At 64.1% G+C, this 16,958-nt stretch carries 17 protein-coding genes; 9 read left to right on the forward strand and 8 right to left on the reverse strand.

All coding sequences use genetic code 11. From position 1 onward, the window contains the following. Positions 1–97: 97 nt before the first annotated feature. The 3 genes from MU516_RS00480 to MU516_RS00490 are packed head-to-tail and all read left to right on the forward strand — an operon-like array spanning position 98 to position 2,234. Entirely contained in the window at positions 98–826 is a 729-nt protein-coding gene (locus tag MU516_RS00480) for an ABC transporter ATP-binding protein (protein ID WP_260275260.1), read from the forward strand. Beyond that, positions 823–1,644, forward strand: a complete 822-nt coding sequence (locus MU516_RS00485; RefSeq protein ID WP_260275261.1) for an ABC transporter permease — start codon at positions 823–825, stop codon at positions 1,642–1,644. The genes MU516_RS00480 and MU516_RS00485 overlap by 4 nt, the downstream gene beginning before the upstream one ends. Then, positions 1,641–2,234 (forward strand): hypothetical protein, encoded by a 594-nt coding sequence (locus MU516_RS00490; protein ID WP_260275262.1) that lies wholly within the window; start codon positions 1,641–1,643, stop codon positions 2,232–2,234. The genes MU516_RS00485 and MU516_RS00490 overlap by 4 nt, the downstream gene beginning before the upstream one ends. Before the next feature lie 9 nt (positions 2,235–2,243). On the opposite strand, the gene glf is transcribed toward MU516_RS00490, so the two are convergent. After that, entirely contained in the window at positions 2,244–3,389 is a 1,146-nt protein-coding gene (gene glf, locus MU516_RS00495) for a UDP-galactopyranose mutase (protein WP_260275263.1), read from the reverse strand. A gap of 187 nt (positions 3,390–3,576) precedes the next feature. Here glf and MU516_RS00500 point away from each other — a divergent pair, with 187 nt between their 5' ends. After that, the gene (locus MU516_RS00500) at positions 3,577–4,485 is read left to right on the forward strand and encodes an ornithine cyclodeaminase family protein (RefSeq protein ID WP_260275264.1); all 909 of its coding nucleotides are present in this window, start codon (positions 3,577–3,579) and stop codon (positions 4,483–4,485) included. 21 nt (positions 4,486–4,506) lie between these two features. On the opposite strand, the gene MU516_RS00505 is transcribed toward MU516_RS00500, so the two are convergent. The 3 genes from MU516_RS00505 to MU516_RS00515 all read right to left on the reverse strand — a co-directional run bounded on the left by MU516_RS00505 (position 4,507) and on the right by MU516_RS00515 (position 7,234). Continuing rightward, complete coding sequence (locus tag MU516_RS00505) at positions 4,507–5,199, reverse strand: 5'-nucleotidase, lipoprotein e(P4) family (RefSeq protein ID WP_260275265.1); 693 nt, start codon at positions 5,197–5,199, stop codon at positions 4,507–4,509. An 88-nt stretch (positions 5,200–5,287) separates the two neighbouring features. After that, positions 5,288–6,529 (reverse strand): MFS transporter, encoded by a 1,242-nt coding sequence (locus MU516_RS00510; protein WP_260275266.1) that lies wholly within the window; start codon positions 6,527–6,529, stop codon positions 5,288–5,290. A gap of 120 nt (positions 6,530–6,649) precedes the next feature. Continuing rightward, a complete protein-coding gene (locus MU516_RS00515) occupies positions 6,650–7,234 on the reverse strand; it encodes a LolA family protein (protein ID WP_260275267.1) in 585 nt (194 codons plus the stop codon). A gap of 239 nt (positions 7,235–7,473) precedes the next feature. Between MU516_RS00515 and MU516_RS00520 the strand changes: the two genes are divergently transcribed. After that, complete coding sequence (locus MU516_RS00520) at positions 7,474–9,036, forward strand: alkaline phosphatase D family protein (protein ID WP_260275268.1); 1,563 nt, start codon at positions 7,474–7,476, stop codon at positions 9,034–9,036. 53 nt (positions 9,037–9,089) lie between these two features. Here MU516_RS00520 and thpD read toward each other — a convergent pair whose 3' ends face one another. The 3 genes from thpD to MU516_RS00535 all read right to left on the reverse strand — a co-directional run bounded on the left by thpD (position 9,090) and on the right by MU516_RS00535 (position 12,486). Continuing rightward, positions 9,090–10,028, reverse strand: a complete 939-nt coding sequence (gene thpD, locus MU516_RS00525) for an ectoine hydroxylase (protein WP_260275269.1) — start codon at positions 10,026–10,028, stop codon at positions 9,090–9,092. Positions 10,029–10,306: 278 nt separating this feature from the next. After that, positions 10,307–11,530 carry an FAD-dependent monooxygenase gene (locus tag MU516_RS00530; RefSeq protein WP_260275270.1) on the reverse strand — a complete coding sequence of 408 codons (1,224 nt, stop codon included), beginning with the start codon at positions 11,528–11,530 and terminating at the stop codon, positions 10,307–10,309. Between the two features lie 95 nt (positions 11,531–11,625). Further along, the gene (locus MU516_RS00535; protein ID WP_260275716.1) at positions 11,626–12,486 is read right to left on the reverse strand and encodes an SDR family oxidoreductase; all 861 of its coding nucleotides are present in this window, start codon (positions 12,484–12,486) and stop codon (positions 11,626–11,628) included. 96 nt (positions 12,487–12,582) lie between these two features. Between MU516_RS00535 and MU516_RS00540 the strand changes: the two genes are divergently transcribed. From MU516_RS00540 to MU516_RS00550, 3 genes are all read left to right on the forward strand, one after another. Continuing rightward, positions 12,583–14,067, forward strand: a complete 1,485-nt coding sequence (locus MU516_RS00540; protein WP_260275271.1) for an AMP nucleosidase — start codon at positions 12,583–12,585, stop codon at positions 14,065–14,067. Between the two features lie 152 nt (positions 14,068–14,219). Further along, a complete protein-coding gene (locus tag MU516_RS00545) occupies positions 14,220–14,519 on the forward strand; it encodes an HU family DNA-binding protein (protein WP_209054900.1) in 300 nt (99 codons plus the stop codon). 145 nt (positions 14,520–14,664) lie between these two features. Continuing rightward, complete coding sequence (locus MU516_RS00550; protein WP_260275272.1) at positions 14,665–15,555, forward strand: DMT family transporter; 891 nt, start codon at positions 14,665–14,667, stop codon at positions 15,553–15,555. 4 nt (positions 15,556–15,559) lie between these two features. Here MU516_RS00550 and MU516_RS00555 read toward each other — a convergent pair whose 3' ends face one another. Then, a complete protein-coding gene (locus MU516_RS00555; protein WP_260275273.1) occupies positions 15,560–16,159 on the reverse strand; it encodes a glutathione S-transferase family protein in 600 nt (199 codons plus the stop codon). 64 nt (positions 16,160–16,223) lie between these two features. On the opposite strand from MU516_RS00555, the gene MU516_RS00560 reads away from it, so the two are divergent. Next, the gene (locus MU516_RS00560; RefSeq protein WP_260275274.1) at positions 16,224–16,940 is read left to right on the forward strand and encodes a helix-turn-helix transcriptional regulator; all 717 of its coding nucleotides are present in this window, start codon (positions 16,224–16,226) and stop codon (positions 16,938–16,940) included. Positions 16,941–16,958: the final 18 nt, after the last annotated feature.

Genomic DNA, 16,958 nt, shown 5'->3' on the forward strand with positions numbered 1-16,958 from the left:
GTCGATCCCAACCCGGATCGACGGCGCAGACAACAGCGCCGGACGACGTAAACTGTATTTGGAGGAAAAGGCGAGGCCGCATGGCCTTACCGACCGGATGACAACAGATGCGCTTGCCATCGACGATGTCAGCCACAGCTTCGGCCGCGTTCAGGCGCTGAAGAATGTGACTCTGAATGTGCCGCCCGGCCGATTCACGGCCCTGCTGGGTGTGAACGGCGCTGGCAAGACGACGCTTTTTTCGCTTGTCACGCGGCTATATGACAACAGTTCGGGCGCGATCCGCGTGGCGGGGTACGATCTGCGCCGCAAGCCGTCGCAGGCGTTGGCGCGGTTGGGGGTGGTGTTCCAGAGCCGGGCGATGGACGCCGACCTGACGGTGCGCCAGAACCTTGCCTACCATGCCAGCCTGCATGGGATCGGGCGGCGTGACGCGTCAGACCGCATCGCCGAGGTGCTGGGCCAGGTCGGGCTGTCGGAAAAGGCCGGTGACAGGATCAGCGCGCTGTCGGGTGGCCAGCAGCGCCGGGCCGAGATCGCCCGCGCCCTGATCCACCGCCCCGACATCCTGCTGCTGGACGAGGCCACGGTGGGCCTGGACGTGAAATCCCGCGCCGAGGTTCTGGCGCTGACCCGCAGGCTGATCGCCGAGAACGGCGTTTCAGCATTGTGGGCCACCCATATCATGGATGAAATCCAGCCCGACGACGATCTGGTGATCCTGCACGAAGGGCAGGTCCTGCGCCGTGATCGCGCGTCCGAGATCGCCAGAGGCAAGGGACTGACCCAGGCATTCCTGGATCTGACCGGGGTTGCGCCGGCATGAGTGATATCCCATTTCCGCCCCGCGCATGGATCACCGCCTTTCTCGGCATCGCCCGTCGCGAAACCCTGCGCTTCGTCAACCAGCGTGGCCGGTTTCTTGCCGCGCTGGTCCGGCCGCTGGTCTGGCTGTTCATCTTCGCGGCCGGCTTTCGCGCCGTGCTGGGCCTGTCGATCACGCCGCCCTATCAGACCTATGTCCTCTACGAGGTTTATGTCACGCCGGGCCTTGTCGCGATGATCCAGCTTTTCAACGGGATGCAGTCATCGTTGTCGATGGTCTATGACCGCGAAACCGGCGCCATGCGGACGCTGCTGGTCAGCCCGTTTCCACGCTGGTTCCTGCTGGCGTCGAAGCTGGTGGCGGGTGTCGTGGTGTCGATCATTCAGGTCTTCACCTTTCTGGCAATCGCCTGGTTCTGGGGTATCAGGCCGCCTGCGATCGGCTATCTGACGGTGCTGCCCGCCCTGATCCTGGCCGGGCTGATGCTGGGGGCGATGGGGTTGTTCCTGTCATCGGCGATCCGGCAGCTGGAAAATTTCGCCGGTGTCATGAACTTCGTCATCTTCCCGATGTTCTTCGCGTCCTCGGCGCTGTATCCGCTGTGGCGGATGCGCGAAAGCTCGACCCTGTTGCACGACATCTGCGCGATCAATCCCTTTACCCATGCGGTCGAGCTGATCCGTTTCGCGCTGTATGCGCAGGTGAACTGGCTGTCGCTGGCCGTGGTTCTAGGATGTTTGGCGGGGTTCTTTGGGGCGGCGGTGTTCATGTATGATCCGGCCAAGGGGCTTTGGGCCCGCAGAAAGGGGGGAGGATGAAACCGATACTCGTGCTGATCCTGATGATGGCGGCCGGCCCGGCGCTGTCGGCCAGCGGCACCGACCCGACCTGGCCCTGCATCCAGCGCAAGCAGCCGCATCTGTCGCTGGGGCAGATGTGGGCGGGGCCGGTGCCGGATGCGCAGACTGCCGAACTTGCCCGGGATCCGCAGATCGCCGCGCTGGCCGACCGTCTGGAACAGCGGCGACTGCCGCTGGAAGAAGCCGACAAGATCATCGCCGAATTTGCCGGCGATGCCGACAATGCACGCCTGACCGCGCTGATGCAGGCGATCTTCGACCGGATCGAACCCGACCGCAGTGCGCTGATCGACGGCATTGCCCGCTATGGCCGCAAGCAGGTGGATCTGTCGAAGATGATCGAGGATCGGCGCGCCGAGATGGTGCGCATGGAACAGTCAGAGGATCCCGACTTCGATGCCATCGACGCCGAGGAACGGGCGCTGGACTGGGATCAGCGAATCTTCACCGAACGCCAGCAATCGCTGACCTATGTCTGCGAGACGCCGGTGATCCTGGAACAGCGGGCCTTTGCGCTGGCCCGTTCCATTGCCAGCCATCTGGAATGACTTGCCCGGCTAGTCCGGCGAGGTGACGAAGGCGGGCGGCGCGGTGCCGCGCCGTGCGCAATTCAGGAACGCGTCTGCGGTATCCATGGCCTCGCGGATGGTCACATCCATGTCGAGATAGCGATAGGTTCCCAGCCGGCCGACGAAGGTGACGCCTTCGGTGGCCCTGGCGCGGGCGATGTAGTCCGCCAGCAGCGCCTTTTCCTTGACCAGCCGGATCGGATAATAGGGAATGTCCTGTGGCCCCGCCGCCCGGCTGTATTCGCGATAGCAGACACTGCCGTCATGGATCTCCCACGGGCTGAAATGCTTGTGCTCGGTGATCCGGGTCCATGGCACATCGCGGTCGCCATAGTTCATCACCGCACAGCCCTGATAGTCGCCGTCATGGGTGAAGCGTTCGAAATCCAGCGTGCGATACCCCAGCCGGCCCAGATCATAGCCGAAGAACCCGTCCAGCGGACCCGACCAGAAGACGTGATCGACCGTCGCTGTCATGTCGGCGGAATAGGGTGTGTCCAGCTGGACCGTGATATTCGGATGGTCCATGATCGCCGCGATCATCGGCGTATAGCCGTCCTTGGGCATGCCCTGGAACCGGTGGAAGAAGTAGTTGTCGTCGTAGTTGAAGCGCACCGGCAGGCGCTTGAGGATCGAGGCCGGCAGTTCGGTCGGCGCGCAGCCCCATTGCTTCTCGGTATAGCCCTTGAAGAACGCCTCATACAGGTCGCGTCCGACAAAGCGCAGCGCCTGTTCCTCGAAGTTCTGCGGGTCCTCGATGGTCCGGTCGGCCTGTCCGGCGATGAAATCGCGGGCTTCGTCGGGACGCATCGTCTTGCCGAAGAACTGGTTGATGGTCAGCAGGTTGATCGGCAGCGAATAGACGGCGCCCTGCGTCGTGGACTTGACCCGGTTCTGGAACGGCAGGAATTCGGCGAAGCCGTTGACATAGTTCCAGACCTCTTGATCATCCGTGTGGAAGATATGCGGGCCATAGACATGCATCATGACGCCGGTATCCGCGTCGCGTTCGGTGTGGCAGTTGCCGCCGATATGGCTGCGCGCGTCGATGATCCGGCAGGAATGTCCCGCCTCGGCCAGTTTGCGCCCGATTACCGCACCGGAAAGACCGGCCCCAACCAGCAATATCTGCATCGCGTCCCCAATCCGGCCTTTTCTGCCTTGGTCCGGCCTTCCAGCCTGACGAGACAACAGCCTATTGCGGCAGTCCTCAGGGTTCCAGCCGGCATTTGCGGCCTGCATCGCCGCGGGTTCCACGCGTGGCTTGCGGCGAGGGTTTGCCGTCCCTAGTCTGACCCGATCAGCAATCCAAGGAGCCGCCATGCCCCCCCGCCTGATCGGAGCCGAGATCGAATCACAGCTGGATTGGATGGCGCTGACCGATGCGCTGGCCGAAGGACATCGGCTGCCGCAGGCCGAGATTGCCGACAGCCTCCTGTATCGCGGCAAGGATACGCTGCTGACGCGTTCGGCATGGATTGACGGGCTTGGTCTGGCGGTCAAGCCGGCGACGGTGTTTCCCGGAAATCCGGACCGGGATCTGCCGATGGTGAACGGCGCGGTCAACCTGTTCGACGATTCCACCGGCCAGTTGCAGGCGATTATCGACTTTCACCTGGTGACCAGATGGAAGACGGCTGGGGACAGCCTTCTGTCGGCGCGGCTTCTGGCGCCCGAAAATCCGCAACGGGCGTTGGTCGTCGGGGCCGGCAGGGTGGCCGCCTCGATGATATCGGCCTATCGCGCGGCGTTTCCCGGGATCGAGGTGACGATCTGGAATCGGACCGCCAGTGCCGCGACCGATCTGGCAGACCGGATGAGGGCCAGCGCAACCGACGATCTGCGCGGCGCGGTCGGTCAGGCGGATCTGATCGCGACGACGACGATGGCCCGCGAGCCCGTGATTCAGGGCGGCTGGCTGAAACCCGGCACGCATCTTGACCTGATCGGCGCCTATCGGCCGGACATGCGCGAGGTCGATGACGAGGTTCTGCGCCGCGCCCGGATCTTCGTGGACAGCCGCAAGACCACCATCGGCCATATCGGAGAGATCCAGATACCCCTGGATCGTGGCGTCATCACCGAAGCCGACATCGTCGCGGATTTCTATGACATCGCCTCGGGGCGCTATGTGCGGCAATCGCAAGACCAGATCACCGTGGCCAAGAACGGCGGCGGCGCGCATCTGGACCTGATGACAGCCCGGCACATCATGGATGTCGCCGCCTGAAGCCGGTCAGGAACATCGCGCTCAGGCCGGGTCGCTGACCGGCGCGGTCCACGGCCGGATCTCGGCCTCCATCCAGGTGCCGTGGGCCGCGTTCGGGAACACGATCCAGTCGTCGCCGAAACGGTCGGAATGTTCCTCGGCCAAGCGGTGCTGATCTTCCAGGCCGATGCCTGCGAAGGCGCCGTGAAAATCGTGCAAAGTGTCGCCAAGATGCAGGATGATGCGGTGATCGCGTTCGATGGCGGCGCGGCGTTCGGCCTTGGGCGGGCCGAAAAGCTGGACATGATCGGCGCTGACCTGCGGCAAGCCAAGGCTGGACAGCGTGGCGATCGTGGCCAGCTTGTTTTCGTCGAAACGGTCCGAGACATAGAAGATCGTCACCCCCAGCCGGTCTGCGAGGTGAAAGAAATCGGCAGCACCGGGGATCAGATGCGGGTCACCCTCGCGTTCCCACAGCTTCCAGGTTTCGACATTGTCGCCCTGATGGGTCATCGCGTGCGCCATGATCGCCGTGTTGTCGAGGATCGTTTCGTCGATGTCGCTGACGACAGCCAGCCCCGCGCCCTGACCGCCAGCGGCGTCCACCGCCATTCGCAGCCGCAGCGTGGCCAGCGCATAGCATTGCCGTTGCAGCGCCTTCACCTCGGCCGAGCGCTGTTGATAGCGGATCGCCATGGCATGTTCGCGCGGATGGCGTCTGGTCGTGTCTGTCATGTCCGGTCCCCGTATCCTGCGCGCCGGACGCTAGGGTGGTGGCGCGGAAAGGTCAAACCGCGGCTGTGCGACGGTCGCGGCGGGCGGTTCAGGCGGCGGCGGGCAGACGGCTGGGTTCCTCGCGGACTGGCAGATGGATCAGGGCCGAGAATGCGCCGACGCCGACACCGACCCACCAGACCGCCGTGTAGTTGCCATAGGCGTCATACAGTGCCCCGCCCAGCCAGACACCAAGGAACGATCCGATCTGATGCGACAGAAACACGAAGCCATAAAGCGTGCCCATGTAGCGCAGGCCGTAGATATGCGCGACCAGCCCCGAGGTCAGCGGGACCGTGGCCAGCCACAGGGCGCCCATCACCAGCGAAAACACGATCACCGTCGCGGGCGTGATCGGGGTCAGGATGAACGCCGCCGATGCGATGGTCCGCAGGGTATAGATGCCAGCCAGCAGGTATTTCTTGGTATAGCGCTTACCCAGCCACCCCGACAGGATCGAGCCTGCGATATTCGCAAGCCCAATCAGGCTGATGGCGATGGCCCCCAGCGCAGAAGTGGTGGTGATCCCGATCGAGGCCAGCGTGCCCAGAGGGCTGATCGGGCCGCACATCTCGGTGATCATCGCCGGGAAATGCGCGGTGATGAACCCAAGCTGATAGCCGCAGGAAAAGAAGCCCACGAAGATCATCATGTAGGACGGGTCGCGAAAGGCGCGCCGCAGCACGCTGCCCATGCTTTCTTCAAGCTCGGACCGCGTGGCGGGTTTGCCGCCGCCCAGCATCGGCAGGAACAGCAGCGTCGTCAGGACGATCGCGCCGAAGATCACGAAGACCGCCTGCCACGAATAGAATGCCAGCAGCACCTCGGCCAGCGGGGCACCGAAGACCTGACCCGCCGACCCGGCGGCGGTGGCGATTCCCAATGCCAGGCTGCGGTTCTCGTCGCTGGCGGCGCGGCCGACCACGGCCAGGATCACGCCGAAGCCGGTCCCCGCGATGCCGAATCCGACCATCACCTCCAGCAGTTGCATCGTGGCGGGGGTGGTCGCGAAGGCTGTCAGGATCAGGCCGGCGGAATACAGGATCGCGCCCAGGATGACCGCCCAACGATCACCCCAGCGTTCCGCGAATGCCCCGAAGATCGGCTGACCGATGCCCCAGGCAAGGTTCTGGATCGCGATTGCCAGGCTGAATTCTGCACGTGGCCAGCCGAATTCCTCGCCGATGGGGATCTGGAAGACCCCGAAACTGGCGCGCAGCGCGAAGTTGATCAGCAGGATCAGCGAACCGCCGATCAGGACCGGCGTGAACAGGCGGGCATTGGTGGACATGACATGATCCCGTGCGGCAACGTAACGTCACAGCGTTGCGATCATGTCACGAAAAGGTCAAGAGTGCTGTCGTGATACATCGTATCAGCCGGGCTGATGAATAGCCCGGCTGATTGACGCCTATCGCAGGACGAATTTCGAATCGGGGATCGAGGCGCCCTTGCGCATGTCGCCAAGGATGACGGTGGTTTTCTGGCCGCTGTCGTCTGTAACGATCCACTGGCGCAGTTCGGTCGGGTTGGTGAACACCATCTGGATATTGCCGTATTCCGGGTGCGCGGGATCCTGCGCCGTCACCACGGTCGAATTCTTGGCCTCGGTGTATCCCGTCACCATGTTCGCACGGCCCAGATCGACATTGCGCGCGAGGATGATCGAAAGCGGCGTCTTGGATAGCGGATAGCTTTGCGGCCCGCCATTCGATTTGGGGTCCACCACGGTCACGTTCCCGCCCGAGGCGACGACCAGAGTCTTGTCGTTGTTGTATTCGAACCGCACCCGTCCGGGCCTGCGGATATAGACCGTCCCGGTCGAGATCGTCCCATCCGGGTTCACCTGTGTGAATTCGGATGTCGCTGTCGTCAGGCTGTTGAGATAGCGAGATATTTCGTTCAGCGGGATCTTTTCGGCCATGGCCGGAAAGGCCAGCCCGAGGCTGAGAACGAAGGCGGCGGCGGGCGCGAGGGCGAATTTGCGTCTGTTCATGGCGCCGATCATATCCTTTTCGTTTCACAGTGCACATCACGTCTGGCGGATGGCACCGGGCGCGAACGCTCTCGCGGGTGTGAGGGTTCCGGCTGATCCGGGCCTTTGGCGGATCACGCACGCCCACGGTCCTGTCGCCCGTCGCGCGATGGTCACGAAACTGCCGCGTTGCTGACGCCGTTCGGTCACGTTTCATGCCTATCCCTGCGGTCAGTATCCAGCCGACAGGAGCCAGACGCATGACCCTCATCCGTCCCCGAATGACTCGCCGCAGCCTGCTGATGTCCGGGCTGGCCACGACCTCGATCCTGGCCATGCCGGCGATCAGCCGGGCGTCGTCGCGACCGGTCTTTACCCATGGTGTGCAGTCGGGCGATATCACAGCGCAGGGCGGCATGGTCTGGACCCGCGCCGACCGCCCGGCCCGGATCGCGGTCGAGGTCGCCACGAATGAAGGCTTCCAGAATGCCCGCCAGGTCGCCGCGCTGAACGCGCTTCCCGAAAGCGACTACGCCGTCAAGGCGATGCTCGAGGGGATCGAGGGCGATCAGACCGTTTTCTATCGCCTGACCGCCACCGATCTGTCCGACAGCAACGCCCGCAGCGAACCGGTCGTTGGCCGGTTCCGCGCCGCGCCGACCACCCGCCGCGACATCCGTTTCGTCTGGTCGGGCGACACCGCCGGACAGGGCTGGGGGATCGACGACGAAGGGATGCGGACCTATGCGACGATGGCCGCGCATCAGCCGGACTTCTTCATCCATTCGGGCGACACGATCTATGCCGACGGCCCGATGCAGGATGAGGTCGAGATCGAGGGCGGCATCTGGCGCAACACGGTCCTGACCGATGAGGTGCGCAAAGTCGCAGAAACGCTGGACGAATTCCGCGGCCGGTGGAAATACAACCAGATGGACCGGCACGCGCAGGCCATGTCGGCCATGGTTCCGACCCTGTTCCAGTGGGATGACCACGAGGTGGTCAACAACTGGTCACCCGGCAAGGACCTGACCGGCGACGATCGCTATACGGAAAAATCCGTGGCGCTGCTGACCGCCCGCGCGCAGCGTGCCTTCCACGAAATGACGCCGATCAGCTATTCTCCGTCGGAACCCGGCCGCGTCTATCGCAAGATCGCCTATGGTCCGCTGCTGGACATCTTCTTCCTCGATCTGCGCAGCTATCGCGGCGCCAATAGCGAGGGCATGGAAAATGAGGTCACGGCCCAGTCGCAGGTTCTGGGCAGGGCGCAGATGGACTGGCTGAAATCCGCACTGAAATCCTCGAACGCCACCTGGAAGGTCATCGCCTGTGATATGCCGATCGGTCTGTGCGTCTGGGACAAGGTGTCCGAGGATCAGAAGTTCGTCGAGGCGGTCGCGAATGGCGACAACGCGGCGCCCAAGGGTCGCGAACTGGAATTCGCGCAGCTTCTGCGTTTCATCCGCGACGAGGCCATTCGCAACACGGTGTGGCTGACCGCCGATGTGCATTACACCGCCGCGCATGAATACCATCCCGACCGTGCAAGCTTTCAGGAATTCGATCCGTTCTGGGAATTCGTGTCGGGGCCGCTGCATGCCGGGACGTTCGGCCCGAACGATCTGGACATGACCTTCGGACCCGAGGTCAAGTTCGTGAAGGCCCCTGCCGACGGGCAGGTGAACCTGCCGCCTTCGGCCGGGATGCAGTTCTTCGGGCTGGTCGATATCGACGGCGCGACGGAACAGATGACCGTGCGGTTGATGGATCGCGCCGATCAGGAACTTTGGTCGGTCACGCTGGACCCGCAGCAGGCCTAGGTCGCTGCCGTCCGTGGCTGAAAGCGGCGCCCATCGGGCGCCGCCATGACGTTTCAGGCCAGCCGGTCGCGCCGCACGTCCAGAGCACGGACCCTGCCGCGATGCGATAGGAAGGCCGGGCGCGGTTTCGGTGCGGCGAACGGCGCCTGAACCGCGTTCGACACCGCGTTATAGACGAAGAACGCGTTCGAGCGCGGGAACGGGGTCACGTTGCCGTTCGATGCGTGCAGCGTGTTGCACTCGAAAAAGATCACCGTGCCGGCGGGTCCAGTCGCGGCGTCAAGGCCGCTTTCCTCGGCCAGGCGTTCCAGGATCGCCGACGATGGCACACCGATTTCCTGCTTCTTCAGGCTGGACTTGTGGTTGTCGTCGGGCGTCTCGCCCTTGCAGGCGATGAAGTGCCGGTGCGAACCGGGGATCAGCATCAGCGGACCGTTCAGCGCGGAATTGTCGGTCAGCAGGACCGAGGCCGACACGGCGCGCATCCGGGGCATGCCGTCTTCGGCGTGCCATGTTTCGAAATCCGAATGCCAATAGAACTCTTTCCCCGTGAAGCCGGGTTTGTAGTTCAGGCGGCTTTGATGCAGATAGACCTCGTCCCCCAGCAGGAAGCGCGCGGTGTCCGCCAGCCGCGCATCGCGGGCCAGACGTGCGAACACGTCGCTGTGGTCGTCCAGCCGAAAGACGGTGCGGACGGCATCCGTGCCCGGTTCGGTGACCAGATCCTCGGTCCTGATGGACGAGGCATCGGCACGGATCTCGGCCGAGGCGTCGATCAGCTTGCGGACTTCATCCGGGCTGAACAGATTCCGCCGGATCAGATAGCCCTTGTCTTCATAGCTTCGCGCCTCATCGCGGCTGATCGGGGCAGATTCGGACCAGTCGGACCAGATCACCGGATCAACGCGCGGGGTGCTTTTTTCCTGGTCGGGCAGGCGGGTAGGATAGATGTCCTGCGCCGCGAACTGTGTCTCGTGGTGCATGACGTTCATGACGGTATTCCTCCTTGGAATGCGATTTTCATGTGCGGACCGGAAAGGGTCCGACGCTGCGCGTGGTCGCACGGACGGGATTGACCTGACCGGATCGGAACGTGGCGGCTTCAGCCGGTGATCCGGATGGCACCCGTGTTCAGGTGCTTTCGGTCGATCTGCGCGCCTTCAAGACGGCATGTCTGTCCGCTTGCGCTGCACCGGGAACGTGACGATCACAAGCCCCAAGATCAACCCTTGTGACCTTCGACTTGATTAAGATCAGCTTTGGGTTGCCTTCACAAAGCCCGGCCGGCAAGCAGTCTTGGCATAGGATCCACCGCCAGCCCGGCCGCCTGGCGCATGAAACCGCGCCGCAACGCGGGCACCGCGGTCACCGCGCCCATACCCAGACCGCGTGCCGCGCGCAGCAGCGGGTTGTCGTTGCCGAACAGGCTGTTCACCGCGTCCATTCCCAGCGCCAGCGAGGTCGCGTCGAAGCGACGCCAGCCCTGATATCGCTCTAGCACCGGATCCGCGCCGATATCCTCGCCCCGGCGCGCGGCGTCGACCAGCGTTTCGGCCAGCGCGGCGACATCGCGCAATCCAAGATTCAGCCCCTGGCCGGCGATCGGATGCACGCCGTGGGCGGCATCGCCAACCAGGGCGATGCGTGGTGCGACATAGGTTTCGGCCAGCGACAGGCTGAGCGGATACGAGAATCGCTGCCCGGCGAGACCGATCCCGCCCAGATAGTCGCCAAAGCGAGGACGCAGCACGTCCAGAAAGGCGCTGTCAGGAAGGGCGGCGATCGCCTTGGCGTTGTCATCGGTTTCCGACCAGACGACGCTGCTGCGATTCCCCGGCAGAGGCAGAATCGCCAGCGGGCCGGTCGGCATGAAATATTGCTGGGCGATGCCATGATGCGGCAGGTCGTGGTCAATGGCCGCGACCAGTGCGGTCTGGCCGTAGTCCCAGCCGTGCCGTGCGATTCCGGTCCGCGTCGCGACGCCGGATCCGCGCCCGTCCGCGCCGACCAGAAGGCGCGCGGTCATCCGCCGCCCGTCGGACAGCATTGCAGTCACGGTGGCAGGTCCGGATTGCTGTCCGGTGACCGAGACGCCAGAAAGATGGGTGACGCGGCCTGTCATCGCCGTCAAAAGCGCACGATACAGGAACCGGTCCTCAAGCATGTGCCCGACGGGGCCTTCCTCGATCTCGGCACTGTCGAAATGCAGGAAGAACGGGGCTGCGCCGTCTCCGGGTTGGCCTTGCGCCGCCTTGACCTCAAGGATCGGCTGGCTGTGCGGGGCCACATCGTCCCACAATCCCAGCGCCTTCAGCAGGCGCTGGGACGCGATGGCCAGCGCATAGGCACGCCCGTCGAATTCCTCGCTGGCCCGCGCATCTGCGGGGCGCGGATCGATAACCGCAACGTGCAACCCCGCACTGGCCAGGGCCAGGGCCAGGGTCGGGCCGTTCAACCCGCCGCCTGCGATCAGAACATCGACATCGGTTTCCATGACCGAAGATCAAGCACGCCGTGCCGGCAAAGTCCATGCGACCTGTCGGCACCGACCCTGCCCCGTCGCGAACGTGGCGGGGCAGGTGGGTGCCGTCACGATCCAGCGCGCTCGGCGTCCAGGATGGCCCGCAACGCGCTTCGATAATCGGGATAGCGTAGCGTGACCCCCAGTTCACGCTTGATCCTGTCGTTCCGCACCCGTTTGCTGTCGGCATAGAAGGACCGCGCCATCGGTCCAAGATCGGCCTTCTCGAAATCAACCGCTGGCGGGACGGGCACCGCCAACATCTCGGCCGCGCAGGCGATGATGTCCTGCGGCGGTGCGGGCTGATCGTCGCACAGATTATAGATCGCCCCCGGATTCGGCGCCTTGATCGAGGCCAGCAGCACCTGTGCGATATCCTCGGCATGAATGCGCGAAAAGACTTGTCCGGGTTTGATGACGCGCTGCGCCGTTCCACTACGCAGCTTGGCGAAGGGACCGCGACCCGGGCCGTAGATGCCGGCCAGCCGGAAGATGTGCAGCGGCAGATCGTGGGCACGGGCCAGATCCTGCCACGCAACCTCGGCCGCGACGCGGGCGCGGCCACGTGATGTGGACGGCGCGGGGGGCGTCGTCTCGTCGACCCAGCCACCGCCCGCGTCGCCATAGACCCCGGTCGTGGAAAGATAGCCCAGCCATTGCGGCGTGCCGCAAGACAGTTCATCCGAGAAGGCGGCCAGAACGGGATCGCCGTTCTCGCCCGGCGCGGCCGAGATCAGGATCGCGTCGGCGCGTGCGATGGCGGCGCGCACGGCGTCGTCCTGACCCGGCCAGACGATCGGCGTCGCACCTGCAGCAGCGACCCGTGCGGCATCGCTGCGCGTGGTGCCGGTGACGGTCCAGCCTTGCGCGATCAGAAGCGGCGTCAAGAACCCCGCGGAATAGCCGTGACCCAGGATCAGCATGTTCATGACGGCAACGTAACGGGACTGATCGTCGGGCACCAGATGCTTGCCTGCGGGCCGCCGCACTGGCAGGATTCGCGCCATCAGAAGGATGACGATAGAATGGACATGGATTCCCGGTTCCTGCCGGTCGAGACGCCCGAACCCTCGGCGCGCGAACAGTTCACCGACGCGCGCGAAGCCGTCGCCCGGTTGCGGCAGCTTTATGCCGAGTCGACCGATTTTCTGCTGGCGCATTTCACCCGGCTGATCGACGGCGAACAGCCGCGCGCCCGCTATCGCGCCTATTACCCGGAATTGCGCCTGACGGTGGCCAGCCATCCACAGGTCGATTCGCGGCTGTCCTTTGGTCATGTGGTGGCACCGGGCAGCTATGCGGCGACGATCACTCGCCCAGACCTGTTCGAGAATTACCTGACCGAACAGTTCGGCCTGCTGATCCGCAATCACGCCGTGCCGGTGACCGTCGGTCCCAGCGAGACGCCGATGCCGGTGCATTTCGCCGTCGCCGCGCAAAGCGATCTGGCGGTGCCGCAGGAAGGTGTTCTGGATTTTTCGCTGCGTGACGTGTTCGACGTACCCGATCTGAACACCATGAACGACGACATCGTCAACGGCGTGGCCGCGCCGCTGTCCGACGGTGCGCAGCACCTTGCGGCCTTTACCGCGCAGCGGGTCGATTATTCCCTGGCGCGGCTGCAGCACTATACCGCGACCGCCGCCGAGCATTTCCAGAACTTCGTCCTGTTCACCAACTATCAGTTCTATGTGGACGAGTTCGAGGCCTTCGCCCGCCGTGCGCTGGCCGATCCCGCCTTGGGCTATACCGGCTTTGTCGCGCCCGGAAATCAGCAGATCACTGACGCCGAGGATCCGCTGACGCCGCTGCCGAAGATGCCGCAGATGCCCGCATATCACCTGAAACGCGAGGCCGGGCAGGGTATCACGCTGGTCAATATCGGCGTGGGGCCGTCCAATGCGAAGACCGCGACCGATCATATCGCGGTGCTGCGTCCGCATGCGTGGCTGATGGTCGGCCACTGCGCGGGGCTGCGGAATTCGCAAAGTCTTGGCGATTTCGTGCTGGCGCATGCCTATCTGCGCGAAGATCACGTCCTGGACGACGATCTGCCGGTCTGGGTCCCGATCCCGGCACTGGCCGAGGTGCAGGTGGCCCTGCAGGAAGCCGTTGCCGAGGTCACCCAGCTGGACGGCTACGAGTTGAAGCGGATCATGCGGACCGGGACCGTCGCCACGATCGACAACCGCAACTGGGAGTTGCGCGACCAGTCCGGACCGGTGCATCGGCTGTCGCTGTCGCGCGCCGTTGCATTGGACATGGAAAGCGCGACCATCGCGGCGAACGGGTTCCGTTTCCGGGTCCCCTATGGCACATTGCTATGCGTCAGCGACAAGCCCTTGCACGGCGAACTGAAGCTGCCCGGCATGGCCACGGATTTCTACCGGACGCAGGTCGCCAACCATCTGCTGATCGGCATCAGGGCGATGGAGAAATTGCGCGAAATGCCGCTGGAACGGATCCATTCGCGCAAATTGCGGTCGTTCAGCGAAACAGCCTTTCTTTGACGCAACGTCAAGTGCGCGCCGAATCGCGGCAATTCGCGCGATTCGCGAAAAATGCTTGATCTGCCGGTCAAAACCGTGTGTAGCAGGCGATATGCCGCAAAAGGCGCAATTGATGGGCCCATAAAAGAGCAGGGCAAGAGGAGACAGAGACTATGGCTACGCCTTCCGCAAAACCGATGACCAAGACCCAACTGGTGGCCACGCTGGCCGAAGAGATGGGCTCGGACAAGAAGTCGGCATCGGCTGCCCTTGACGCTATCGCTTCGGTTGTGACCCGTGAAGTCGCGAACGGCGGCGCCGTCACCCTGCCCGGCATCGGCAAGATCGCCTGCCGCGCCCGCCCCGAGCGTCAGGTGCGCAACCCGCAGACCCAGGAAATGATGACCAAGCCGGCTGACAAGCAGGTCAAGGTCACCGTCGCCAAGGCCCTGAAGGACAGCGTCAACAGCTGATCCGACACCACGAACCGTATGAAGGGGTCGTACCATCGGGTGCGGCCCCTTTTGTTTTTCGTGAAAGCCCTTTGCCGCCGGGTCTTTCCGCGGCTTGCGGGCTCTGCTACCCCATCGTTGCATGATCTGCAGAAGGGCTTGGCCGATGGATATGCGTGCAATCTTCATGGGCTTTAGCTTTGCGCTGATGTGGGCCTCGGCCTTCACCACCACCCGAATGATCGTCACCGAGACGCCGCCTCTGATGGCGCTGTCGCTGCGCTTTGCACTGTCGGGCGTGATCGGTGTCGGAATTGCCCTGGCCATGGGCGAGACGTGGCGTCGGCTGACCCGCAATCAGTGGCGCGCCGTGGTCATTCTGGGGCTGTGTCAGAACGCGCTGTATCTGGGCCTGAACTGGGTCGCGATGCAATGGATCGAAGCCGGGCTGGCCTCGATCATCGCCGCGACGATGCCGCTGATGGTGGCGGCGATCGGCTGGGCGGTGCTGGGGGAAAGACTGCCGCCGATGGGTATCGGCGGGCTGGTGCTGGGCCTGATCGGCGTCGTCATCATCATGGGTGCACGGCTGCAGGGCGGCAGCGATCCCATTGGTGTCGCGATGGGCTTTCTGGCGGCGCTGGCCCTGGCAGTCGCGACGCTGACGGTAAGGGGCGCAAGCGGCAGTGGCAATGTGATGATGGTTGTCGGGCTGCAAATGCTGGTCGGTGCCGCGTCGCTGGCAGTGATTGCACCCGTGTTCGAGGATTGGCAGGTCACCCTGACGCCGCGCCTTGTGTCGGCCTTCGCCTATACGGTGGTCGTGCCGGGTCTGCTTGCCACCTGGGTCTGGTTCCAGCTGGTCGGCCGTATCGGCGCGGTGCGTGCGGCGACCTTTCATTTTCTCAGTCCGTTTTTCGGTGTTTCGATCGCCGCGCTGTTTCTGGGCGAGAAGCTGAGCCTTGGCGATATTCTGGGCGTCGCAATCATCATGGCGGGCATCCTTGCGGTGCAGCTGTCGCGACAGCCTCCGGTCAAACGCCCGCCTCCGGCGTGAGGGTTCAGCCAGCAATGGCGTCGTCGTGCATGCGACGCAACGCCGGACGATCCTGACAGCGCGCGACCCAGTCGCGCAGCGCGGGCGTTCTGGGCATCTGATCGCCGAACCAGGCGAACGGGCTGGCGCAAAGCAGATCCGCCGCGCTGTAGCGATCGCCCAGAAGATAGGGCTGCGCGATCAGAACCTCATCGAGGCGCTGGATCGCGGTGTCATAGTCGCGCAGCGACGCATGGATGGCCGGATGTTCAACGCCGGCCCAACGAAGGATCGCGACCGGCTCCAGCACGCCTTGATACCAGTTCAGCCAGGACAGGTAGCGACCGCGTTGCGGATCGCCCACGGAACGGCCAAGCCCCGAATTTGGAAAGCGATCGGTCAGGTAAAGGATGATGGCGCCACGTTCGCGAACGAAGTCCTCGCCATCTGTCAGATAGGGAACCTTGCCTTCGGGGTGCGGATTACGCGGATCACGCGCGCCGGTCCCGTCCTGGCGCGTGACGGTGACCTCGATCGTTCTGATCTGTTGGGAAACGCCCAGCTCCTCGATCAATTGCGCGATGCTGGTCGAGCGGCTGTTGGGCGAATGATAGAATGTCAGCATGTCTTGCCTCCTTGGCGTTGGATGGCCAAGAATTATCCCGCCCCTGCTGACAGAAAGAGACAGCATGTCCCGCACCGATCGGCTGATGCGCCTGATGGATGTGTTCCGCCGCCTGCCCGCGCCGTTGACCGCCGCCCGTTTGGCCGACGAAACAGGCGTGTCGCAGCGCCAGCTGTATCGCGATATCGCCACGCTGCGCGCGGGCGGGGCGCTGATAGATGGAGAAGCAGGGTTGGGATATACCCTGACGGAAGACCCGGCGCTGCCTCCGCAAAGCTTTTCGCGGCTTGAGATCGAGGCGCTGCGGCTGGCGGTGGATGCGCTTGGACGGATCGGCGATGCGGAACTGACCGATGCGGCCCATGCCGCGCTGGCCCGGATCATCGCGACATTGCCAGAGCGCCAGTCGCGACAGGCGCTGCACGCGATCATGCGCAGCTTCGACACCGGACCTGACCGTGATCCGCCGCGCGTCGATCTTGCCGTGATCCGGGATGCCTGCTGGAATGAGGCCGCGCTGGACATCGAGTATACCGACCTGAGGGATGCGCCAAGCCGGCGCGTGATCTGGCCGCTTGGCCTGTCCTATTCCCAGCACACGCTGATGTTGCTGGCCCATTGCAGGCTGCGCATGGATTTCCGGGTATTCCACGTGAATCGCATTCGCGCGCTGCGCCCGACCGGTGACAGTTTTCGGCCTCATCGGGTGTCGCTGGTCCGCGAATATGCTGCGAAGCGCGACATGCCGCCACCCACCGGACCGTGCAATCATCGCGAATGAAACCGCGGACCATTGGCC

Source organism: Paracoccus maritimus, from assembly GCF_025195095.1.
Taxonomy (GTDB): Bacteria; Pseudomonadota; Alphaproteobacteria; order Rhodobacterales; family Rhodobacteraceae; genus Paracoccus; species Paracoccus maritimus.